Origin of the sequence: Pantoea sp. NPDC088449, assembly GCF_044753225.1 — a bacterium.
Lineage (GTDB): Bacteria > Pseudomonadota > Gammaproteobacteria > Enterobacterales > Enterobacteriaceae > Pantoea > Pantoea floridensis.
Genome location: NZ_JBIVMT010000001.1, coordinates 1,533,310 through 1,557,407, shown reverse-complemented (window position 1 = coordinate 1,557,407; position 24,098 = coordinate 1,533,310). Strand labels below are relative to the sequence as shown.

Below are 24,098 nucleotides of genomic sequence, written 5' to 3'. Positions count from 1 at the left end.
TTTTTTCATGCAGTACATCGCAACCAATCAACCCTGCGGCAAATACACGCTGCCTTGCTTACCATACGCGCTCATCACCGATTTCTGCATCGACGATTGCCCCACTAGCTGTGTCAACTCGTCCATGCGCAGTTGCAGCAGACGTTTAACTTCGCTCTCATTATCAAGGATGTGGCGTAACACCGGACGCAGCTGCTCTTGCAGCTGACGCGACGGTGCGGCGGCTTCGGTTGTTTGCGCCAGTCTTTGCACCGCACTGACATAATCCACTTCCTTGCTAATCAAATCATCCCATTCGCCTTCTGCTGCCAAACGCAGCATTCCATGGCTGAGATCGAGTAACTGTTGGTAAACGGTGATCAGTGGCGGTGCAATATTCATTAAACGGCGTCCTGAAGGTTTTGAGGTTGTACGACTTCTTTCCAGGCATCAGCGATATTCCGCAAAAGGCCTTCAACTTCTTCGAGGGCTTCCACATCGTTACGCAGATTGGCCTGGACCAGACGGCGAACCATATAGGCGTAAAGGCCTAACAGGTTATCGGTCAGGTCATCGCCTGATTGCTCATCGAGGCCCTGTTTCAGTCCGCCTTCGATGATGTTAATGGCCTTGGAAATCGAGTTACCTTTTCCCTGGATATTGTTGTCCTGCATAAACAGGCGCGCGCGCACTAAGGCGCTGATCGCACCGTCGAACAGCAGCGTAATCAGTTGCTGCTGGTTGGCGCTCATCACTGAGCTTTCGACACCAATTTTTGCGTAGGCTTGTGTGCCTGTAGCGCTGTACATGGTCACTCCTTACTATTTAGAACTGCTGCTCGACGTCATGTTGTCGAACTGCTGTGTCAGGTAATCGCTGGTGCTGTTCAGCGAGCTCATGGTGACGTCGAGTTGCGTAAACTGCGTTTTGTAACGCGCAATCAGGGCGTTGATACGCGTGTTCATGTTGTTGTACTGCTCAGTCAGGTTGTTCAGCGTCTTACTGACACCGTCTTTCGCCGACTGAATGCTACCGGTGGACGACAGCCAGCCGGTCAGGTTAGTCGCCAGTTTGGTGGTGATGCCGGTGGTTTTACCGTCACCCACAATCATCTCTTTTACCCCGGCAGGATCTTTAGCCAACTCGGTTTTCAGTTTGTCTGAATCCAGCGTCAGCTCACCGCTAGTGGGATCGCTGGTGATGCCGATTTGCGCCAGGGTTTTGTAGGTGGAAGAGCTGGCGGTATTGGTCAGCAGGCTTTTGATCTGCGTTTGAATGGTGCGCAGGGTGCTGTCGCCTACCAGTGCGCCATTACTTGAGTCCTGCGTATCTGAACCGACATCAACGGCGGTGTATTTGGTCAGACTGGTGAACTGGTCCAGCAGATTGTTGTAAGCATCCACAAAGTTGGAGATCGCGGTGGAGGCTTTAGACGTATCTTGGGTGATGGTGAGCGTTTGGTTGCCGCTGGTGACATCATTCAGGTTCAGGGTAATGCCTTCTAACGCGTCGCTAATGGTGTTAGTGCTGCTGGTGATCGCGACATTGTTGACCGTTAATTCGGCGTCTTGCGCTTTTACGCTGACGGTGAGCGGATTCTCCGCATCGGTTTTCGTGGCATCAAAGCCGACAATGCCTTGCAGCGTGTCATCGCCGGTCACGGTAACGGAAGAAACCGCATTGGCTTCACCGGTTTTCGACGCGGTCAGTGACAGACGATAAGCGCCATCACCGGTTTTGATGATACTGGCGCTGACGCCGGCGTTCGCGCTGTTAATGGCATCGCGCATTCCGGTCAGCGAGGTTTGATCGCTGGTCAGCGTGATGTCTTTGCTGGTGCCATCTGAAAGTTTGATGGATAGCGTACGGCTGGCATCGGAGCTGCCGAGCGCGGTGGTGTTGCTGCTTTGCACGCCGGAAGTCAGGGTTTGCGCCTGCGCCAGCTGCGTCACGCTGATGCTGTATTTGCCGGCGATGGTGCTGCCCGATGTAGTCGCACTGAACGCCGAACTGCTGCTGGTGGCGCTGGTGGCGGTAAATAAGTCTGCGCTGTTTAATGCGGTATTGGCGCTCTGAAAGGTGGTCAGGGCGCTGGATAACGTGCCATAGGCGCTCAGCTTCGCGGTATAAGCGCTCTGCTGATTAGATATAGGAGTAAGAGAGGCTTTTTCTGCCGTACTTAAGTTATCCAGGATGGTACTTAAATCGAGGCCTGAACCGATACCGAGGGTAGAAATTGTGGTCATGTTGTTTCCTTTCTATGTCGACACGGAGAATCAATACCGCGGTTATCGGCTCGTTATGGGCAAAGTTTAGAATTATTTACCAGCGGGTAATAAAGCGAATAGCGTATATAGAGAAGGGTATTTCGGGCGCTAGAAAAATGATCGGGTTAGCCTAAAGAAGTAGTCGGGTAGGGCGATAAAGATAAGCGTGACAGGTTGAAGGGAAAATTTTTCACCTGGTACTAAAAAAAATCTAAAGGTTGTTTAAGGGCAGACGATAACAACTTTGACGGCGCTGAAGCCCACACCTTAACCGAAAGACTTGATTAACAGGAATATTTATCATGGCCCAAGTCATTAATACCAACAGCCTCTCGCTGATCACACAGAACAACATCAACAAAAACCAGTCTGCGCTCTCTACCTCTATCGAGCGTCTGTCATCTGGTCTGCGTATTAACAGCGCAAAAGACGATGCAGCAGGTCAGGCGATTGCCAACCGCTTCCAGTCTAACATCACCGGCCTGACTCAGGCGGCGCGTAACGCCAACGACGGTATCTCTGCAGCGCAGACCACTGAAGGCGCACTGTCAGAAATCAACAACAACTTACAGCGTGTTCGTGAACTGACCGTACAGTCTCAGAACGGCACCAACAGCCAGTCTGACCTGGACTCAATTCAGGACGAAATCAAATCACGTCTGGACGAAATTGACCGCGTATCAGGTCAGACTCAGTTCAACGGCGTGAACGTACTGTCTAAAGACGGCTCCCTGAAAATTCAGGTTGGCGCGAACGATGGCCAGACCATCTCTATCGACCTGAAGAAGATTGACTCTTCTACTCTGGGTCTGAACGGTTTCAACGTGAATGGTACGGGTTCAATCGCTAACAAGGCGGCAACAGTCAGTGATCTGTCTGCAGCTAACGCTACAGGCCCGACAGCTGGAGTTTATACTGTTACTACCAGTTTTGATGCTCTGACTGCTGATAAGGCATTCGCTAAATTGTCTACTGGCGATAATGTAAATGTTGGTGGCGCTGACTATACCTACGATGCAACTAGCAAAAGCTTCACTACCAACAAAACTATTGCTACTGCCGATGTTGGCACTGAAGGCGCTAAGCTTAAAGCTACTGCTGGACAAACTCAGTCAGGTACCTATACCTCTACAACTGGCAAAGTAAACTTTGATGTTGATGCTAGCGGTAACATCACCATTGGTGGTCAGACTGCGTATCTGTCTGGCGGAGCGCTGACTACAAACAACGCAGATGGTGCTACTACTGGCGCGAAAATGGAAGACCTCTTCACTGCAGCAGATGCTAATACTGGCGGTGCTTCATCTGTAGACTTCGGTGGAAAGACCTATAAATTCGCTGGTAGTGCTGCTGGTGCAACTTATAAAGATACTGTTGCTTCCGATGCACTTCTTGCAACGGTGAAAGCTGATACTGGTACTACTACCATTACTTTCAATTCAGAAGCGCTGAAATATGATGCTACCTTTAGTTCAGGTACTTCAGCTGATACATTTGTTGACAATGATGGTGCACTGACCACAACTGCTTCCTATACCACTAACTACTCTGTTAACGCCGATACCGGTGCTGTAACTGTGGCTGCTGGCGGTTCAGGTACTGGCAAATATGCTGCTGATGTAGGTGCAACTGCATATGTAAGCTCTACCGGCAAACTGACCACTGACACCACCAGCGCAGGTACAGCAACTACCGATCCACTGGCCGCTCTGGACTCAGCTATCAGCAGCATCGATAAGTTCCGTTCAAGCCTGGGTGCGATTCAGAACCGTCTGGATTCAGCGGTAACTAACCTGAACAACACCACCACTAACCTGTCTGAAGCACAGTCTCGTATTCAAGATGCTGACTACGCAACTGAAGTTTCAAACATGTCTAAAGCACAGATCATCCAGCAGGCGGGTAACTCAGTGTTGGCGAAAGCTAACCAGGTTCCACAGCAGGTTCTGTCTCTGCTGCAGGGCTAATCGCGCTAAGCGCCTTGCTTATCAAACCCCGCTTCGGCGGGGTTTTTTTATACCTGCATATTATGAACATGCAGGTAATTGCTCATAATTCGCCGGTAAATAATGCAAGTGATACAAGTCGGTCACCATAAATGGCGCCCCTACAGAACCGCGTAGGGGCGCCATTTATGGTGACCGATACGTCATTGCACAAACTTAACCCCGCCACGCAATCCGCTTGAAGCTTCCCCTGCTTATCGCTAAGGTAAGCGCGTTTTTTCGCCGCCAGGAAACCCCATGATCACCATTGCGCTCATCGACGATCACATGATTGTCCGTTCTGGTTTTGCTCAGTTGCTCGGGCTGGAGCCGGATTTTCAGGTTGTCGCCGAATGCGGTTCCGGGCGCGAAGCCCTCAATCAGCTGCCGGGGCGCGGCGTGCAGGTGTGCATCTGCGATATCTCGATGCCGGATATATCCGGGCTGGAGCTGTTAAGCCAGCTGCCAAAAGGCATGGCGACCATCATGCTGTCGGTGCATGACAGTCCGGCGCTGGTGGAGCAGGCGCTCAATGCCGGCGCGCGCGGCTTTCTCTCTAAGCGCTGCAGCCCCGATGAGCTGATCGCCGCGGTGCATACCGTGGCTAAAGGGGGCTGCTATTTAACGCCCGATATCGCCCTGAAACTTGCCTCCGCCCGTCAGGATCCGCTCACTAAGCGTGAGCGTCAGGTGGCCGAGAAACTGGCGCAAGGGTTGGCGGTGAAAGAGATCGCCGCCGAACTGGGCCTGTCGCCAAAAACTGTTCACGTTCACCGCGCCAATTTGCTGGAAAAACTTGACGTCAGTAATGATGTTGAGCTGGCGCGCCGCATGTTTGATGGCTGGTAATGCAGCCACTTTTTTCGCGGCTGATTGCCGTCATCGCCAGTTTTTGTATCTTCTCCGCCGCTTGGTTTTGCCTGTGGAGTATCAGCCTGCACCTGGCCGATCGTCCCGAACTGGCGGTATTGTTGTTTCCGTTTGGTTTGCGTCTGGGGTTGATGTTGCAGTGCCCACGCGCCTACTGGCCGGTGCTGCTGGCTGCGGAGTGGTTGCAGCTGTATTGGCTCTCCCGCGAAGTGGCGCTGGCGCATCTTCCACTACTGATGCTCGGTAGCCTATTGATGCTACTGCCGGTGGCGTTGATCTCCCGCTATCGCCATCAGCGCGACTGGCACACGCTGCTGTGGCAGGGCGGTGCGATGGTGTGCGCAGCGCTGCTGCAGGCATTGCCGTGGATCGCGCAGCCAGCGGCGCTGAACGTCGTGCTGCTCACGCTGACTGGCGCGCTGACTATTGCGCCGACCTGTTTGGTTATCTGGCACTATCTCACCAGCACGCGCTGGCAGCCGCTCGGCCCTTCGCTGGTCGGACAGCCGGTTAACTGGCGCGTGCGTCATCTGTTTGGTTATGTGCTGCTGTTTATCGTCAGCTTGTGGTTGCAGTTGGGGCTTCCCGATGAATTATCACGCTTCACGCCGTTCTGCCTGGCGCTGCCGATTATTGCGCTGGCGTGGCATTACGGCTGGCAGGGCGCACTGATCGCTACGTTGATGAATGCGATTGCGCTGATCGCCAGCCAAACCTGGCACGATCACGCGGTTGATCTGCTGCTCTCTCTGCTGGCGCAAAGCCTCACCGGGCTGCTGCTGGGCGCGGGGATCCAGCGGCTGCGTGAACTCAATCAGTCGCTGCAAACCGAGTTGGCACGCAATCGCCGCCTGACGGAACGCTTACTCGAGACCGAAGAGAGCGTACGTCGCGAAGTGGCGCGCGAGCTGCACGATGATATCGGTCAAACCATCACCGCCATTCGCACTCAGGCCGGGATCATGCAGCGTATCAGCCCGGAAAGTGGCGTAAAGCAGAGCGGCATGCTGATCGAACAGCTGTCGCTGGGCATTTATGATTCGGTGCGTCGCCTGCTAGGACGCTTGCGTCCACGCCAGTTGGACGATCTCACGCTGGAGCAGGCTATCCGCTCGCTGATGCGGGAAATGGAGCTGGACGGGCACGGCATTATTAGTCATCTGGACTGGCACATTGACGAACGGCGACTGAGCGAAGCGCAACGCGTCACGCTGTTTCGGGTCTGCCAGGAAGGGCTCAATAACGTGGTTAAACATGCCAACGCCCGTGCGGTGACGCTGCAGGGCGCGTTGCTGGACGAAGGGCTCATGCTGGTGATCGAAGACGATGGCTGCGGATTGCCTCAGGGATCGCCGCAGCAAGGCTTTGGCCTCGCCGGGATGCGCGAACGGGTTTCGGCCTTGGGCGGCACGCTGAGGATCTCCTGCACCCACGGTACGCGCGTCAGCGTCACGTTACCGCTGCGCAATGGATGACAACAAAAGATGATATTCAGATTTCTCAACGCGCCGGCCAGCGCTGCACCGCTGCAGGATAAGGCGGCGATTGATGCGCGTTATCGCTACTGGCGTCGCCATATCATGATCACTATCTGGCTCGGCTACGCGCTGTTCTATTTCACCCGTAAGAGTTTTAACGCGGCATCGCCGGAAATTCTGGCAGCGGGTGTGATGACGCGCACCGATATCGGCCTGTTAGCGACGCTGTTTTACATCACCTATGGTCTCTCGAAGTTTTTCTCCGGCATTGTCAGCGATCGCTCCAATGCGCGCTACTTCATGGGAATAGGGCTGATCGCCACTGGCGTGGTGAACATCCTGTTCGGCTTCTCCACTTCGCTGTGGGCGTTCGCGCTGCTATGGGTACTGAATGCCTTTTTTCAGGGGTGGGGATCGCCGGTTTGTGCGCGCCTGCTCACCAGCTGGTTTTCTCGCACCGAGCGCGGCGGCTGGTGGGCGCTGTGGAATACGGCGCAAAACGTCGGTGGGGCGCTAATCCCGATGATTGTCGGTGCCGCCGCACTGCACTATGGCTGGCGTGCGGGCATGATGATTGCCGGCGGATTGGCGATCGTGGCCGGGATTTTTCTCTGCTGGCGTCTGCGTGACCGTCCGCAAACGGTGGGTTTGCCTGCGGTAGGCGACTGGCGCCATGATGCGCTGGAGATCGCGCAGCAACAGGAGGGCGCAGGGCTGAGCCACAAAGCGATCCTCACCAAATATGTATTGCTGAATCCCTATATCTGGCTGCTATCGCTGTGCTACGTGCTGGTTTACGTGGTGCGTGCCGCTATCAACGACTGGGGCAATCTCTACATGTCTGAGACGCTGGGCGTTAATTTGGTGACGGCCAACTCGGCGGTTACCATGTTTGAGCTGGGTGGCTTCGGCGGTGCGTTAGTGGCGGGATGGGGATCGGACAAATTATTTAACGGCAATCGTGGGCCAATGAACCTGATCTTTGCCGCCGGGATTTTATTGTCAGTGGGATCGCTCTGGCTGATGCCGTTTGCCAGCTATGTGATGCAGGCGGCGTGCTTCTTTACCATCGGCTTTTTTGTGTTTGGTCCACAGATGTTAATTGGCATGGCGGCGGCGGAGTGCTCGCACAAAGACGCTGCGGGTGCGGCGACCGGCTTTGTGGGCCTGTTTGCCTATCTGGGCGCGTCGCTCTCCGGGTGGCCGCTGGCGCGCGTGATTGATGTGTGGCACTGGAGCGGTTTCTTCGCGGTTATCGCCTGTGCGGCGGGCATTTCGGCCTTGCTGCTGCTGCCTTTTTTACATGCTCAAACCCCGCGCCATCGCGAAGAAGTGTGATGTATCCCCGCTTTTTTCGCTCACATCGCCAAAACTAAGAAATTTTCCCGGTTCTGCCGGGCGGTTGTCGCAGGCCGAAACCGCTGCTGATTTTTACAATGCCTGCCATTACGCAGGTCATTAATCAGGAGCACTCCATGCTGGCTTTCTTAAATCAGGTGCGCAAGCCGACCCTGAATCTGTCGCTCGAAGAGCGGCGCAAGATGTGGTTCAAACCCTTTATGCAGTCCTATCTGGTGGTCTTTATCGGCTACCTGACCATGTATCTGATCCGCAAAAACTTCAACATTGCGCAAAACGATATGATCACCACATACGGTCTGAGTATGACGCAGTTGGGGATGATTGGGCTTGGTTTCTCCATCACCTACGGCGTGGGTAAAACGCTGGTTTCCTATTACGCCGATGGGAAAAATACCAAGCAGTTTCTGCCATTTATGCTGATCCTTTCGGCAATCTGCATGCTGGGTTTCAGCGCCAGCATGGGCGCGGGTTCGGTCAGCCTTTTCCTGATGATTGCGTTTTATGCCCTTAGCGGCTTTTTCCAAAGTACCGGCGGCTCGTGTAGCTACTCCACCATTACCAAATGGACGCCACGCCGTAAGCGCGGCAGTTATCTGGGAATGTGGAATATTTCGCATAATCTGGGCGGTGCGGGGGCTGCGGGCGTGGCGCTGTTTGGTGCTAACTACCTGTTTAATGGCCACGTTGTCGGCATGTTCGTTTTCCCCTCTATCATCGCTTTGGTGGTGGGTTTTATCGGTCTGCGCTACGGCAGCGATTCACCTGAATCTTACGGTTTGGGCAAAGCCGAAGAGCTGTTTGGTGAGGAGATCAGCGAAGAGGATAAGGAAACCGAAGATCAGGCCATGACCAAATGGCAGATTTTTGTCGAGTACGTGCTGAAGAACAAAGTGATTTGGCTGCTGTGTTTCGCCAACATCTTCCTGTATGTGGTACGTATTGGTATCGATCAGTGGTCAACGGTGTATGCCTACCAGGAATTAAAGCTGTCGAAAGAGGTGGCGATTCAGGGTTTTACGCTGTTTGAGGTGGGGGCGTTGGTCGGCACGCTGCTGTGGGGCTGGTTATCGGATCTGGCGAATGGCCGTCGTGCGCTGGTGGCGTGCGTGGCACTGGCGTTGATTATTGCCACGCTCGGTATTTATCAACATGCCAGCAATCAGTACGTCTATCTGGCTTCGCTGTTTGCCCTTGGTTTCCTGGTGTTTGGTCCGCAGCTGCTTATTGGCGTTGCCGCCGTCGGCTTCGTACCGAAAAAAGCCATTGGCGCTGCCGATGGCATCAAAGGCACCTTTGCTTATCTGATTGGTGATAGCTTCGCAAAGCTAGGCTTAGGGATGATCGCCGATGGCACGCCAATTTTTGGTTTGACCGGTTGGGCCGGTACCTTTGCCGCGCTTGATGCGACCGCAATCGGCTGTATCGCCCTGATGGCGCTGGTAGCCGTATTTGAAGAGCGTAAAATTCGCCGTGAAAAGCGCCTGCAACAGTTAAAGGCGGCATAACGGACGACGTGAAAAACAGTGCAAACCGCTGTTCCGTGTGAAACCCCGCTTTGGCGGGGTTTTTTATTGTCAGGATAGCCAATAGCCTTGTCAGCTTTTGACAAAATTGAATACGCCTGAATATTGCTATGCTAGCCGCCATTTTAATTTTCAGATTGTCTGAATTTCAGCAGGATTGGTTATGAAAGAGATTTCCATCGTCGAACCCGTTTTTTTTACGCAGTTTAAATGCTCGGGTGGAGCGTGCCGCGACCACTGCTGCAAAGGATGGAATATCGATCTGGATAAACCTACCGTTAATCGCTATTTGAAAACCCGGGATGCCACGATTCGTGCTATTGCGGCAGAAAATATTATCACCACCAAAAAAAGTTATAAAAAGTGGGGCTTGATTAACGTCAGTGATAATAAGAGCTGCGCGTTTATGGATGAAAATCGCCTGTGTAGCATCCACAGTAGCATGGGGGCTGCAGCATTAAGCCCTACCTGCGCCATCTATCCGCGCGCCGAGAACATCTTCAAATACCATATTCAGAAGAGCCTGACCTTATCCTGTCCGGAAGCCGTACGTCAGCTGCTTTCGGGACCAGAAGCCATGCTCTTTAATGAAAGTAAAATCGTGAAGCCTCATGGCTATAATACGGATAGCCTGGATCAGGGCGCGCAGCTGATTAATTTGATGTGCTCCACCATCATCAATAGCAGTGGAACAGAAGTTGAAGAGGGATTATATGGCATTGCGCTACTGTTCCTTTATCTGGAAAAACTTGATGATGACGCAGAAAAATATGAAAAATTAGAAGCGTATTATTACGATATCATTGCCTCTCTTCAGCGTGGTGATATTAAAAATAGCATCAATGAAATTGAGCCTGACCATCAGCTACAGTGGTCATTACTGGTGCGCTTACAGGGCTATCTGGGCGCGCGACCCACTTCTCGCGGTTGGGGCGCGCTGAATCATTATGCTCATCGGCTGGCTTATATTCAGAGTGAAGGGTTGAAACAAAACGATATGCTGCAGCCGATGCAGAGATTACGTTGCGCGTGGCATGAGAAGGTAATGCCATGGCTCTCCGCGCATCCGCATATCATGAGTAATTATTTAAAGTACCGCATCTACACCGATGGTTTTCCCGCCGATCGCACCATCACGCCGCTGGCGAATCTTTACCTGCTGGTGGCGGAATGGTTCCTGATTAAGTCGCTGATGGCAGCCAGTGCAGATTTGACCGGTAAGATTGATGAAAACGACATGATCAATATCCTCTACAGCTTCCATGCGGTAACCAAGCACGATCAAATCTCAACCGCAGCATTCCTGCAAGAGATCGAACATACCAAAGTGAATGATGATCTTTCGCTGGTTTATTTATTGAAGTAATGCTTGTACCAGGGGCGTTAAACATCACGCTTTTATTCCAGGTGCGCATGAATGCGCACCCTACGAAAACCCGGCGATATCCACGTAGGGTCACCATTCATGGTGACCGATTCACGCTTAACTGACGAGCATTACGCCATTTATGGCAAGCGGCACGATGGAGCCGCTGGTGCTTTAACGCTTGCAACCTTAGAAAAGTAACCATTGTGTTACAGTCCGCCTCACTTCTGCCGATAATCCCCCTCAGAATCATTTCCATTTTTTCGCCACATTTTTTCCGTTTCTGGGGTGTCTATGCGCTTCAATTATGACTTGTTACCGGGTGAGCTACTGACCTTCGAAGAGATTGCCCTGCGCTATACGCAGCAGCATCCAGACGAGAAAGAACTTACCGCGCGCGGCTTGCTGAGCCCGTCGACCAGTTTTCGCAATTTGGTGATCCGCGCGGTGTTCGCGCAGGAAGAGATTAACAGTCCGATGGAGGATCTGCTGTTCGTCTCAGACGATAACGAGCGCAAAAATTATCTGCGTCGCTTCGAACACTATTTGAAAAGTCAGCAGGCGTTTCTCTACTTCCGGCGTAACGAAGAAAGCCGTAAGGAGGGGCGCTGGAAGGTGGTGGGCGAAACCCAGGTGTTTGCCATGCTCGATCCAAACTCCGCAGCGGCGCAAAACCTGCTCAATAGCCGCGGCTATAAGCTGGTGCTGATGCGCCAAACCGAAGAAGAGGAGTATTGGCAGCTGTTTGATGCGCAAGCACACCCGTGTTTTCCGCTGTCGCGCAAAATTCAGTTCGTGGTGGTGCTGAGTACGCCACAGCAGAAAGTGCCGAGCGGCGTGATGCCGGGCACCGAAGTGGGGCGACGCGTGAAGGCTAAAGTGTTCCAGCGCGCCAGCCAGGCGGAGTTCACCTCGGCGGTCAAAGCGCGTTACGGCGCCTGCATCATTACCGGTACGCGCCTGACTGAGCGGCACAGCTGGCCGTGGGTGGAAGCCTGCCATATTGATACGCAAGAGAATGAAGAGGGTTTTCTCGCGGACAACAGCGCCGACAACGGATTGTTCCTGCGCAGTGACCTGCAGCGGCTATTTATCAACAAAATGATAAGCATCAACGCGGAAACCGGGCAGGTGTTGTTTAATCCAGCGCTGGAAACTGAAGCGTTCATTACCCCTTTTTATCAGGCACTTGAGGGCAAGGTTTGCGCATTATGGGACGCGGTGCCGCCGGGCACGCGGCAGCGGCTGCGTAACATGCGCTAAGGCTTGCGCGGATGGCGGAGCGATTCACCGCCATCCATAACAAATTTGAAATAACCTCGCTTTTGCCCGCCTATTCTGCCAATCAAAACCCCTACAGAATTGGATAATCATGCCGATAACTTTATTAACGCAGGGTAGTCAACGTGAACGATCTCTATACCGCCGATGGCGTGATGGATAAGCATTCGCTCTGGCAGCGCTACGTTCCTCTGGTGCGGCATGAAGCGTTGCGCTTGCAGGTACGTTTGCCAGCCAGCGTTGAGCTTGACGATCTGCTGCAGGCCGGTGGCATTGGCTTATTGAATGCCGTGGAGCGCTACGACGCGCTACAGGGCACCGCCTTTACCACCTACGCCGTGCAGCGTATCCGGGGTGCAATGCTGGATGAGCTGCGCAGTCGCGACTGGGCGCCACGCAGCGTGCGCAGAAATGCGCGCGAAGTAGCCGGTGCCATGCATCAGGTAGAACAAGCGTTGGGGCGCTCGGCTACCGAGCAGGAAGTGGCTGAGCGACTGAATGTTTCGCTGGAGGAGTATCGGCAGATTCTGCTCGATACCAACAACAGCCAACTCTTCTCCTACGACGAGTATCGGGAAGAACACGGCGACAGTGCGGAGCTGGTGACGGAGGGGCACGAGGAAGCCAACCCGCTTCATCAGTTAATGGAAGGAAACCTACGTGACCGCGTAATTGAAGCGATTGAGGCGTTGCCTGAACGTGAAAAACTCGTGCTCACACTGTACTACCAGGAAGAACTGAACCTGAAGGAGATTGGCGCGGTGCTGGAAGTGGGAGAATCCCGCGTCAGTCAACTGCACAGTCAGGCGATCAAACGCCTGCGTGCCCGATTATCGGGGGCGCGCTAACAGACTCAGTTCCTGGCGTTCGAAAAAAACAATAAAACCGGGGACTCAGCAATGGGAGCCAAAGTTAAAGCCAGACCTTTAAGTCGCTATCTTAAAGACTATAAGCACAGCCAAAGCAATTGTTCACACTGTGGCAAAGTTTTAGACCGTATGGCGTTAGTCTTTCGCGGCCAGATCATCAATAAAGAGGCCATCGCACGCATGGACCAAATGATTGACGATCAGGTGTGGATGAAACTCCAGCCAGAATTGACCGCCTTGTGTCGTTTCTGTAGCGATATTTTTTGTAACACCCATCCGAATTACTTCGACATTATGGCGTTTAAGCAATACCTGTTCGAGCAGACCGAGATGAGCCACAGTACCATACGTGAGTATGTGGTCCGTTTGCGTCGGCTTGATGACATGCTGAAGGCGAAAAACTTCCCGGCAGATCGTTTGCGCGGTAATAGCTGGCATGAATGTCTGGAGAACGATCTGCCCGATGCGGGTAACAACAATTACCGCATTGCACTGCGTAAATATGACCAGTTTTTAGGCTGGCAGCAGGGCTGATGGCGATCCGCCCCTTGTTGTTGTCGAGCATGACAGCAACAAGGGCACGCACGATGATTTCCGGGTGCGACTTTTCTCATCTTCTGCAACACTGTATGGATAATTGCACATTGCCTGGAGGCTGCATTGTCCTTACATCTTCTGCACCAGTTCCCCCGTCTTGAACTACTCGGTGCGCCTACGCCGCTTGAGCATTTGCCCCGGCTTTCTGATTATCTGGGTCGCGATATCTTCATCAAGCGCGATGACTTTACGCCGGTGGCGCTGGGCGGCAACAAGCTGCGTAAGCTCGAATTCCTGGCGGCCGATGCGCTGCGCGAAGGCGCCGATGTGCTGCTGACGGCGGGGGCCATTCAATCCAATCATGTGCGGCAAACGGCGGCCGTCGCCGCTAAGCTCGGCCTCAAGTGCGTGGCGCTGCTGGAGAATCCAATTGGTACCACTGCCGAAAACTATCTCAGTAACGGCAACCGCCTGCTGCTCGATTTGATGGATGTGGAAATCGTCATGGTCGACGCGCTGCACAATCCTCATCAACAGCTGGCAGAACAGGCTGAACGCCTCGAGGCACAGGGATTCCGCCCTTATATTGTGCCGGTTGGCGGCTCCAATGCGCTCGGCGCGCTTGGCTATGTGGAATGCGCGCAAGAGATCGCCCATCAGAGCGAAGGCGTGGTGGATTTCGCCGCGGTAATAGTCGCATCCGGCAGCGCCGGAACGCATGCCGGGCTGGCCATTGGTTTGGAGCAGCTGTTACCCGATACCGAACTGGTGGGCGTGACCGTATCGCGCAGCGTTGAGGCGCAGCTGCCGGTGGTTGAGCGCATACGTAGCGCACTGGCCGAGCAGTTAGCCGTGCAGGCAAAAGCGCCGATTACCCTGTGGGATGACTACTTCGCGCCGCGTTACGGCGAGCCGAACGAAGAGGGTATGGCGGCGGTTAAGCTGCTGGCGCGCCTCGAAGGCATCATGCTCGATCCGGTTTACACCGGCAAAGCGATGGCAGGATTAATTGATGGCATTGCACAAAACCGCTTCCGCCGCGAAGGCCCGTTGCTGTTTGTGCATACCGGCGGATCGCCAGCGTTATTTGCTTATCACCCTTCGGTCTGAGAAAGATTTTAAAAACGGTTTATAATCCGGCGGTTATTAAGAAACGGTCGCCATGAATGGCGACCCTACAACGGATTGGCTCGGTTTTCGTAGGGTCGCCATTCATGGCGACCGATTCACCAACAAAGCACACAACACATCACAATAAATGGGGTAAACATGACTTTCTCTCCAATTCGTCGCCAGATGGTGATGGGCATGATGGCGGTCGCGCTGGTGGCGGGCGTTAACGTCAAATCCTTCGCCGCAGAAGATCTGCTGGCAAAAGTAAAGAGTAAAGGCGAGCTGCGCGTCGGTCTGGAAGGCACCTATCCGCCGTTCAGCTTCCAGGATGGAAAAGGCCAGCTGACCGGCTTTGAAGTTGAGTTCGCGCAGGCGCTGGCACAGCACCTCGGCGTGAAAGCCGATCTGCGTCCGACCAAATGGGACGGCATGCTGGCGTCGCTGGATTCTAAGCGCATCGACGTGGTGATCAATCAGGTAACCATTTCTCCAGAGCGCAAGAAGAAGTATGACTTCTCTACGCCGTACACCATTTCTGGCGTGCAGGCGCTGACGCTGAAGCAAAACGCGGCGGGCATCACCAAGCCGGACGATCTGTCAGGCAAGAAAGTCGGTGTCGGTCTGGGCTCTAACTACGAACAGTGGCTGCGTGACAACGTGAAAGGCGTGGATATCCGCACCTATGATGATGACCCAACCAAATATCAGGACCTGCGTTCAAAACGTATTGATGCCATTCTGGTGGATCGCTTAGCGGCGCTGGATCTGGTGAAGAAAACCGGCGATACCATGGCGGTAGCGGGGCCAGCCTTCTCCCGTCTGGAATCCGGCGTGGCGCTGCGCAAAGGCAACGACGATCTGCTGAAGGCAATCGACGCGGCCATCGCCGATATGCAGAAAGATGGCTCACTGAGCAAACTGTCTGAAAAATGGTTCGGCGCGGACGTCACTAAATAATGCAGGAAAGCTTACAACTGGTGCTGGATTCAGCACCATTTCTCTTAAAAGGCGCGCTGTTTACGCTGCAGCTGAGTATCGGCGGGATGTTCTTCGGCCTGATACTCGGCTTTGTGCTGGCGCTGATGCGTCTGTCGCACTTCTGGCCGATTAACTGGCTGGCGCGTATTTACGTGTCGATATTCCGTGGCACGCCGCTCATCGCCCAGCTGTTTATGATCTATTACGGTCTGCCGCAATTTGGTATCGAGCTGGACCCAATCCCCTCGGCGATGATTGGTTTGTCGCTGAATACCGCCGCCTATGCTTCTGAATCATTGCGTGGCGCAATTGCTGCGATTGAACGCGGGCAGTGGGAAGCCGCCGCCAGTATTGGTATGACGCCGTGGCAAACGCTGCGCCGCGTGATTCTGCCGCAGGCCGCGCGCACCGCGCTGCCGCCGCTGGGCAACAGCTTCATCAGCCTGGTGAAAGATACCTCGCTGGCCGCCACCATTCAGGTGCCGGAGCTGTTCCGTCAGGCGCAGCTGATCACCTCTCGTACGCTGGAAGTGTTCACCATGTATCTGGCGGCCTCGCTGATTTACTGGGTGATGGCAACCGTGCTGTCGGCATTGCAAAATCGCCTGGAAGCGCATGTGAATCGTCAGGATCGGGAGGGTAAATGAGTGCAATTGAAGTTCGTCAGCTGGTGAAACAGTTTCACGGCCAGACGGTGCTGCACGGTATCGATCTCGATGTGGCACCTGGTGAAGTGGTGGCGATTATTGGCCCGAGCGGTTCGGGTAAAACTACGCTGCTGCGCTGTATCAATCTGCTGGAAGTGCCGGAAAGCGGGCATATTAAAGTGGGTGATATCGCCATTGATGCGGCGCTCGGCCTCAACAAGCAGAAGCAGCTGGTGCGCCAGTTGCGGCAGCAGGTGGGATTTGTGTTCCAGAACTTCAATCTGTTCCCGCATCGCTCGGTGCTGGAGAACATCATTGAGGGGCCGGTGATCGTCAAAGGCGAGCCGAAAGCCGAAGCCGTTGCACGAGCACGTGGTTTGCTGGAGAAAGTGGGATTGCACGGTAAGGAACAGAGCTTCCCGCGTCGTCTTTCCGGCGGACAGCAGCAGCGTGTGGCAATTGCCCGCGCGCTGGCGATGCGTCCGGAGGTGATTCTGTTTGATGAACCTACTTCGGCGCTCGATCCGGAACTGGTGGGGGAAGTGCTTAGCACCATCCGCGCGCTGGCGCAGGAGAAACGCACCATGGTGATCGTTACCCATGAGATGAGCTTCGCGCGTGACGTGGCGGATCGCGCCATCTTTATGGATCAGGGACGGATTGTAGAGCAGGGCGCAGCTAAAGCGCTGTTCAGCAATCCACAGCAGGCGCGTACCCGGCAATTTCTCGACAAATTTCTTAACCAATAATCTAAAGCGTCGTCAGCAATGGCGGCGCTTATCTGCAATTCGCTCGCCATAATCCCTCTCAGGTTTTTCCTAAAATCTCTGCATGCTAATTTTATAATGTCATGATTTTTATGACGATATTGTTATTTAAGGGTTTTAAGTGTGCCTCTGTTTCCTGATTAGGAAAGTCCCGATTGAGACATCTTTGTAAATATAAATAATTCTTTACAAATTCATGGCGCAATTAGGACAAATTAATGAGTACTGCCAGGAAAGAGGTCCTCTGGATCAACACGCTCAAAGGAGGCTGTATTTTGATGGTGGTGCTGCATCACTCCATCATCACTACCTTCGCTCCCTCACTTCACCACCTGACAGCCGGACTGCTGCCTGCGCATTGGTGGGTGGCGTTCAATACCTATCTCTCACCGCTGCGCATGCCCGCTTTCTTCTTCGTTTCCGGTCTGCTTGCGGCCAGCTCCATTACTAAAAAAAGCTGGAAAGAGGTCTTCACCAAGAAGTTCAGCAACATCGTTTATCTCTATCTGCTGTGGGGCGTGATTCAGTGGCTCAGCATTCATTATATCTCCACCCATTTGGGGGAGCGGCTTTCCAGCACCAAAAACGCCGCCTATGCCGATACGCCGTTTGAGTTCATTAAGCTGCTGATGACCTCGATGACCAGCCTGTGGTATCTCTACGCACTGGCCGGTTTCTTCCTGTTCACCAAGCTGTTCCACAAGCAGAAGATCGCGCTGCTGGCGTTAGGGGTGGTTGCCACTTATGCGGCGCAGTTCAGCCTGATTCCCGGCTGGGGCCCAGCCAGCGTGGCGCAGAACTACCTCTATTTCCTGATCGGGGTGTTCTTTAGCCAGGCATTAATTGAGATAAGCGAACTGAAGCGCCAGCACTGGCTGCTGCTGGGTGGCATTGCGCTGATTGGCATGCTGCATCATGTCGGCGGCATCTACAAAAACCCGTTCTACAGCGTGCTGACCATCGTGTTTGGCATCGTGCTGTGCCGCTTCCTGAACGAACGTTTCAATATGGCGTGGCTCAACTGGATTGGCCGCAACACGCTGCAAATCTACGTGCTGCATCGCATCTTTATTGAGCTATTAGGGCTGAGTGCGATTGCGCTGGCGCTGCACTACGGCTGGTTTGGCAATGCCGTCTTTAGCTGGGCTTGGGCACTGCTGATGCCGATTACCGGCGTTGCACTTTGTACCAGCATTTCGCTGCTGGTGTGGACGCTGCTCAACCGTGGTCCGGGCCGCATGCTGTTCCTTTATCCCCGCCTGCTGCGCAAACCGGTATTAGCAACGAAAAGTGAACCGCAGTAAAAATAATCCTGCCGGGCCAGTTCGCTGGTCCTCAATATGTTTTATCCCAGGTCGCCATGAATGGCGACCCTACAAGCACACGGCTAATATTCCTGCTTATCCATTTGCCACATTAAATATTCTTTTTTCCGGAATTTGATAATAATTTGGTATGCGATAGGGCGGATTGTTCTTAATTTCTTCTCATAATGTTTTCTATACCTCTTCTGGTTAATATTCTTTTAGTGACTCTAATTAAGGCAAAATTCCTTAGTGTGCTCAGGGTTCTATTTTTGTCTGGATCTGTAAAGTATTGTTATATCAGGACCACAAAAAAATATTTAAGACTTTCGCTACATCATGCCCGCTCGGCCTGTTGAATAATCATCTAATAATCATAAATGCTTCATGACTTATTAGAACCTATTTCCCCTTAAGACCTACACAGCAACAGCAGCGGGAGTCAATGATATGAATAACACCCAAAAAGAAGATATTGCATGGATAAATACGCTTAAAGGAGCATGCATATTGCTGGTGGTGTTGTATCACACCGTATTACCTGGCTTCGAAGGTACCGTTAAATTATTGTCGGCCGGCTGGATCCCGGCAGAAATATGGGTGCAGTTTAATACGGTGTTATCACCGCTGCGTATGCCCGCCTTCTTTTTTGTTTCAGGCTTACTGGCAACCAACGGTATTTTAAATCGGCAGTGGAAACAAGTGTTTACCAGCCGCATCACCAATCTGTTTTATCTCTATATTTTATGGGGGTTTATTCAGTGGTGGTCGATTGTGGGAATTTCGACGGAAATCACTGGGCAACGCATTTCGCAGAACCTTAACGCGGCGTATGCCGGTTCGCTGCTGGAGTTCCTCAAGCTGACGTTCATGGCGATGAGCACCTCGTGGTATCTGTACGGCCTGGCGCTCTATTTCCTGTGCGCAAAAATATTTAAGCAGCAGAAAGTGGCGCTGCTAGTGGTGGCGATTGCACTTAACTACCTGGCGGTGGAGAAGATTATCCCCTTCTGGGGACCCCAAAGCGTGGCGCAGTACTTCCTGTTCTTCCTGTTGGGCGCTTTCTGGAGTCCAATGATGCTGCGTATGAGCGAATGGCGTCGTGAAAACATCGTGCCGTGGGCTCTGCTGGCGGCATTGTCCGGTATTCACATGATCTTTGGCCTGGATAAGAGCCTGTTCATGTGTATTCTCGCGGTACTGGGTAGCGTAGCGGCGTGCCGCTGGTTGAATGCGCACTTCAAGATGAGCTACTTAAACTGGGTTGGACGCAACACGCTGCAAATCTACGTGATACACCGCATCTTCATTGAGTTTTTCGGCATGTCAGCGATTCTGTTTTCCCAGCGTCATCACCTGTTCGAGCAGGCATGGTTCTCCATCCTGTGGGCCTGTTTCTATCCGCTGGCGATCGTTGGGATTTGTTCGCTGTGTTCAGTCGCGGTATGGCAGGTCACCAATCGTGGGTTGGGGCAGTCGCTGTTTGTATTCCCAACGCTGATTGGCTTAAAGCGGAATAAGTCGGCGGCGTAAAAATAGGTCGCCATGAATGGCGACCCTACGTGTAGGGTGCGCATTGATGCGCACCTGGCTGTTATCGTCAACCGATGGTCATCAAACTCGCATTACCGCCCGCGGCGGCGGTATTGACGCTCAATGAACGCTCAATCAACAAACGCTCCAGCAGCAGATTGGTTTCACCACGAGCAAAGCCCTGCACCGAAACAATCGCGCCCTCGCGTGCCGCCACCTGCTCACACAGGCTGCGCAGTTGATCGGCATCACCGTGATAAATCACGGCATCAAACTCGGCCGCCAGCACCTCCTTCACCAGCTTGATGTGCGCTTGTACCTCGGTGGGCAATGATTTACGCCACGCACGATGCAGTTCATCATCCTGCCACAGCGCGTGACTGCCAACGCTGGTGACTGCCGCTAACTGCGTCAGCGCATCTTGCTCGTTATCGGCGATGCACAGCACATGTTCGCGCGGCAGCAGGGTGAAGGTATTGCGTTCACCGGTTGGACCCGGCAGCAGACGCACGGTACCCGCTTGCGCCAGTTCGTCGTAACGCTGGCACAGCGCCAGCAGCTCAGGTTTGTCTTTTGCCCACTGTTGCAGCGCCTGATGCGCACGCATCAGTTGCGCGCGCACCGAACTGTCGACCGGACGTTCAGCATCCTGACGATCAAAGGTGATGCGTAGCGCGCCGTCTGGACGGTTGGCCAGTAGACGATAGAGATAGAGCGGGCCGCCGGCTTTCGGACCGGTGCCGGATAACCCTTCGCCGCCAAACGGCTGCACGCCCACGACCGCGCCCACCATATTGCGGTTCACGTAGAGGTTGCCGACCTTCGCGTTGGCCGTGACCTGGGCGATGGTTTCATCGATACGGGTGTGCACGCCGAGCGTCAGGCCGTAACCCGAGGCGTTAATCTGTTCGACCAGCTGCGGCAAGGCGTTTCGCGTGAAACGCACCACGTGCAGCACCGGACCAAACACTTCTTTATCCAGGTCGCCTACCTGATCCAGCTCAATCAGCGTGGGCTTAATAAAGGTGCCGCTGTTCCACTCTTTAGTGTCCTGCGGATTTTCCTGCGCCGCCTGATAAACCTTGAAGCCTTTACTGCGCAGCGCCTGAATATGGCGTTCGATATTGGCTTTCGCTTCGGCATCAATGACCGGACCAATATCGGTTGATAAGCGCTCCGGGTTGCCCATGCGGCACTCGGCCATCGCGCCACGCAGCATTTTCAGCGTGTGGTCGGCCACATCATCCTGGATGCACAACAGGCGCAGCGCCGAGCAGCGTTGACCGGCGCTATCAAATGCCGAGGCAACGATATCTACCACGACCTGTTCGGTCAGCGCCGACGAATCGACGATCATGGCGTTCATGCCGCCGGTTTCAGCAATCAGCGGGGTTGGCCGACCTTGCGGATCGAGACGGCCTGCCAGATTGCGCTGCAGCAGCGTGGCGACGGCGGTTGAGCCGGTAAACATCACGCCGCGCACGCGCTCGTCGCCGGTGAGTTGCGCGCCAACGGTTTCGCCCTGGCCCGGCAGCAGTTGCAGCACGCCAGCAGGCACGCCGGCATCCAGCAGGATTTGCACCGCCTGTGCGGCAATCAACGGTGTTTGTTCGGCCGGTTTTGCCAGCACGCTGTTACCGGCGGCGAGCGCGGCGGCAATTTGTCCGGTGAAGATGGCCAGCGGGAAGTTCCACGGGCTGATGCAGACTACCGGTCCGAGCGGTCGATGGGTTTCGTTATCGAAATCGTCACGCACCATGCCGGCATAGTAGTAGAGGAAATCGACCGCTTCTCGCACTTCGGCGATGGCGTTGTTGTAGGTTTTACCGGCTTCGCGCACCAGCAAACCAATCAGCTGCTGCATCTGGCCTTCCATCGCTTCGGCGGCACGCTCAAGAATGGCGGCGCGTTCCTGCGGTGGCGTGGCGAACCAGATGGGGCCGGCATTCACCGCCGCATCCAGCGCGTCCGACACTTCGGCTTCGCTGGCTTCTCGCACGCTGCCGACCACGTCCGCCGGTGCGGCAGGATTAAGCACCGGACGGCTAACGCCTGCACCTAATTCACCTGCCACCAGCGGCTGCGCGATCCACGGCTGGCTGGCGCTGTTGAGCAGGGCGCTGGACAGCGATGCCAGGCGATGTTCGTTAGCCAGATCGAGACCCGCTGAGTTAACACGCTTCGCGCCATACAGATCGCGCGGCAGCGGAATTTTCGGATGCGGCAGACCGATCGCGCCTTCGGCAACGCCCATCTTCTCTACGGCGGCAACCGGATCGGCCACCAGCTCATCCAGCGGCAAGGTGTTATCGGCGATGCGGTTAACGAATGAGGTATTGGCCCCGTTTTCCAGCAGACGACGCACCAGATAGGCCAGCAGCGTTTCATGCGTACCCACCGGCGCGTAAATGCGGCACGGACGATTCAGTTTGCCGTCCGCCACTTTCCCCACCACCTGCTCATACAGCGGTTCACCCATGCCGTGCAGGCACTGGAATTCGTATTGGCCTGGATAGTAGTTATTACCTGCCAGCTGATAAATCGCCGCCAGCGTATGCGCGTTGTGAGTAGCAAACTGCGGATAGATCAGGTTTGGCACCGCCAGCAGTTTACGTGCGCACGCCAGATAGGAAATATCGGTGTAAACCTTGCGGGTGTAAACCGGATAGCCTTCCAGCCCATCAACCTGCGCGCGTTTAATTTCGCTATCCCAGTACGCGCCCTTCACCAGGCGGATCATCAAGCGGCGACGACTGCGCTGTGCCAGGTCGATCAGCGCATCAATCACAAACGGGCAGCGTTTTTGATACGCCTGAATCACGAAGCCGATACCGTTCCAGCCTTCCAGTTCCGGCTCAAAACAGAGTTTCTCCAGCAGATCGAGCGACAGTTCCAGACGATCCGCCTCTTCGGCATCGATGTTGATACCGATGTCATAGGAGCGCGCCAGCAAGGTTAACGATTTGAGGATCGGATAGAGTTCGTCCATCACGCGCTCATACTGTGCGCGGCTGTAGCGCGGATGCAGTGCCGACAGCTTAATTGAGATGCCTGGACCTTCATAAATACCGCGCCCGTTGGAGGCTTTGCCGATGGCGTGAATCGCCTGCTGGTACGACACCAGATAGGCTTTGGCATCGCTGGCGGTCAGCGCCGCTTCACCCAGCATGTCGTAGGAGTAGCGGAAGCCTTTCTCTTCCAGCTTGCGCGCATTGGCCAGCGCTTCAGCGATGGTTTCGCCGGTCACAAACTGCTCGCCCATCAGGCGCATCGCCATATCCACGCCTTTGCGAATCAGCGGCTCGCCGCTCTTGCCGATGATGCGATTAAGTGAGCGCGACAAGTTGGCTTCGTTATGGGTGGACACCAGACGCCCGGTAAACAGCAGACCCCAGGTTGCCGCGTTGACAAACATCGACGGGCTGCGGCCAAGGTGTGATTGCCAGTTTCCGTTGCTGATTTTGTCGCGGATTAACGCATCGCGCGTCGGCTTGTCAGGGATGCGCAACAGCGCTTCTGCCAGGCACATCAGCGCCACGCCTTCCTGTGAGGAGAGGGAAAACTCCTGCAGCAGGCTTTGTACCATGCCCGCGCGACCGGTTGCCCCTTTCTGATGGCGCAGCTTATCGGCGAGGCTGTAAGCCAGCTGATGCGTTTTCTCCGCCAGCGGCGCAGGGAGGCGCGCCTGTTCCAACAGCATCGGCACCGCATCGGTTTCCGGACGGCGCCATGCGGCGGTGATCGCGGAGCGGCTCACCGACTGCGGTAAAATATGTTCAGCGAAATCGAGGAAAGGCTGCAGCGCCTCTTCTGGCACGCCTTCATCAGCGGCGGCATCGATCAGCAGCTGGGGAATTTCTGGCACCGATTCACCGGCTTCCAACTGCTCCAGATAGTTAAAAATCGCCTGCTTGATCAGCCAGTGTGATGTGCGGTCAAGCTTCTGTGCTGCCAGTTTGATGCGGTCGCGGGTGGCTTCATCCAGCTTCACGCCCATGGTGGTGGTTGCCATGCTTTCCTCGTCCTCGAATAGTGATTCAACGCTTGCGTGGCAGCAATATCACTCATGTTGCAACTTTGTGCAACCTATGTTGCCAGCAGGCCGTCATGAATGACGACCCTACATACAACGTCTGGCTTCGTAGGGTCGCCATTCATGGCGACCAGGGTGCAACCAGAGTGTGATCCGGTGCAACCTCCCATCAGAAAAAACGCAGCATTAGTGTCATCATTGTGACG

19 protein-coding genes are annotated in these 24,098 nt (G+C 54.3%); 15 read left to right on the top strand and 4 right to left on the bottom strand.

Annotated features, from left to right (window positions below; translation table 11 throughout):
* Positions 1-27 precede the first annotated feature (27 nt).
* The 3 genes from fliT to fliD are packed head-to-tail and all read right to left on the bottom strand — an operon-like array spanning position 28 to position 2,225.
* A complete protein-coding gene (gene fliT, locus ACIP6T_RS07390) occupies positions 28-381 on the bottom strand; it encodes a flagella biosynthesis regulatory protein FliT (protein ID WP_097096949.1) in 354 nt (117 codons plus the stop codon).
* The gene (gene fliS / locus ACIP6T_RS07385) at positions 381-788 is read right to left on the bottom strand and encodes a flagellar export chaperone FliS (protein WP_097096950.1); all 408 of its coding nucleotides are present in this window, start codon (positions 786-788) and stop codon (positions 381-383) included. Before fliS ends, fliT begins: the two co-directional genes overlap by 1 nt.
* Positions 789-800: 12 nt before the next feature.
* On the bottom strand, positions 801-2,225 hold the full coding sequence (gene fliD, locus ACIP6T_RS07380; protein ID WP_097096951.1) for a flagellar filament capping protein FliD: 1,425 nt from the start codon (positions 2,223-2,225) through the stop codon (positions 801-803).
* Positions 2,226-2,548: 323 nt separating this feature from the next.
* Here fliD and ACIP6T_RS07375 point away from each other — a divergent pair, with 323 nt between their 5' ends.
* The 15 genes from ACIP6T_RS07375 (at position 2,549) to ACIP6T_RS07305 (ending at position 19,859) form a co-directional block, all read left to right on the top strand.
* Complete coding sequence (locus ACIP6T_RS07375) at positions 2,549-4,213, top strand: FliC/FljB family flagellin (protein ID WP_400456179.1); 1,665 nt, start codon at positions 2,549-2,551, stop codon at positions 4,211-4,213.
* 276 nt (positions 4,214-4,489) lie between these two features.
* Complete coding sequence (gene uhpA, locus ACIP6T_RS07370; protein ID WP_400456177.1) at positions 4,490-5,080, top strand: transcriptional regulator UhpA; 591 nt, start codon at positions 4,490-4,492, stop codon at positions 5,078-5,080.
* Entirely contained in the window at positions 5,080-6,576 is a 1,497-nt protein-coding gene (gene uhpB / locus ACIP6T_RS07365; protein ID WP_400456175.1) for a signal transduction histidine-protein kinase/phosphatase UhpB, read from the top strand. Before uhpA ends, uhpB begins: the two co-directional genes overlap by 1 nt.
* Before the next feature lie 12 nt (positions 6,577-6,588).
* On the top strand, positions 6,589-7,917 hold the full coding sequence (locus tag ACIP6T_RS07360) for an MFS transporter (RefSeq protein ID WP_400457100.1): 1,329 nt from the start codon (positions 6,589-6,591) through the stop codon (positions 7,915-7,917).
* A gap of 137 nt (positions 7,918-8,054) precedes the next feature.
* Positions 8,055-9,446 (top strand): hexose-6-phosphate:phosphate antiporter, encoded by a 1,392-nt coding sequence (gene uhpT / locus ACIP6T_RS07355; protein ID WP_400456174.1) that lies wholly within the window; start codon positions 8,055-8,057, stop codon positions 9,444-9,446.
* 181 nt (positions 9,447-9,627) lie between these two features.
* Positions 9,628-10,830, top strand: coding sequence for a flagellin lysine-N-methylase (fliB, locus tag ACIP6T_RS07350; protein WP_097096957.1), 1,203 nt, complete (start codon positions 9,628-9,630; stop codon positions 10,828-10,830).
* Positions 10,831-11,124: 294 nt separating this feature from the next.
* A complete protein-coding gene (locus ACIP6T_RS07345) occupies positions 11,125-12,093 on the top strand; it encodes an HNH endonuclease signature motif containing protein (protein WP_097096958.1) in 969 nt (322 codons plus the stop codon).
* Positions 12,094-12,236: 143 nt separating this feature from the next.
* On the top strand, positions 12,237-12,959 hold the full coding sequence (locus ACIP6T_RS07340) for an RNA polymerase sigma factor FliA (protein ID WP_097096959.1): 723 nt from the start codon (positions 12,237-12,239) through the stop codon (positions 12,957-12,959).
* Between the two features lie 51 nt (positions 12,960-13,010).
* A complete protein-coding gene (fliZ, locus tag ACIP6T_RS07335) occupies positions 13,011-13,514 on the top strand; it encodes a flagella biosynthesis regulatory protein FliZ (RefSeq protein WP_007891377.1) in 504 nt (167 codons plus the stop codon).
* 126 nt (positions 13,515-13,640) lie between these two features.
* The gene (locus tag ACIP6T_RS07330) at positions 13,641-14,627 is read left to right on the top strand and encodes a D-cysteine desulfhydrase (protein ID WP_400456172.1); all 987 of its coding nucleotides are present in this window, start codon (positions 13,641-13,643) and stop codon (positions 14,625-14,627) included.
* A 159-nt stretch (positions 14,628-14,786) separates the two neighbouring features.
* Positions 14,787-15,587, top strand: a complete 801-nt coding sequence (gene tcyJ, locus ACIP6T_RS07325) for a cystine ABC transporter substrate-binding protein (protein WP_400456170.1) — start codon at positions 14,787-14,789, stop codon at positions 15,585-15,587.
* Positions 15,587-16,255, top strand: coding sequence for a cystine ABC transporter permease (tcyL, locus tag ACIP6T_RS07320; RefSeq protein ID WP_064739084.1), 669 nt, complete (start codon positions 15,587-15,589; stop codon positions 16,253-16,255). Before tcyJ ends, tcyL begins: the two co-directional genes overlap by 1 nt.
* A complete protein-coding gene (tcyN, locus tag ACIP6T_RS07315) occupies positions 16,252-17,004 on the top strand; it encodes an L-cystine ABC transporter ATP-binding protein TcyN (protein WP_345829325.1) in 753 nt (250 codons plus the stop codon). Before tcyL ends, tcyN begins: the two co-directional genes overlap by 4 nt.
* Positions 17,005-17,240: 236 nt before the next feature.
* Complete coding sequence (locus tag ACIP6T_RS07310; protein ID WP_400456168.1) at positions 17,241-18,326, top strand: acyltransferase family protein; 1,086 nt, start codon at positions 17,241-17,243, stop codon at positions 18,324-18,326.
* Positions 18,327-18,776: 450 nt separating this feature from the next.
* The gene (locus ACIP6T_RS07305; protein WP_400456166.1) at positions 18,777-19,859 is read left to right on the top strand and encodes an acyltransferase family protein; all 1,083 of its coding nucleotides are present in this window, start codon (positions 18,777-18,779) and stop codon (positions 19,857-19,859) included.
* Positions 19,860-19,926: 67 nt separating this feature from the next.
* Here the strand turns inward: ACIP6T_RS07305 and putA are convergent, their stop codons facing one another.
* A complete protein-coding gene (gene putA, locus ACIP6T_RS07300; protein WP_400456164.1) occupies positions 19,927-23,871 on the bottom strand; it encodes a trifunctional transcriptional regulator/proline dehydrogenase/L-glutamate gamma-semialdehyde dehydrogenase in 3,945 nt (1,314 codons plus the stop codon).
* Positions 23,872-24,098 lie beyond the last annotated feature (227 nt).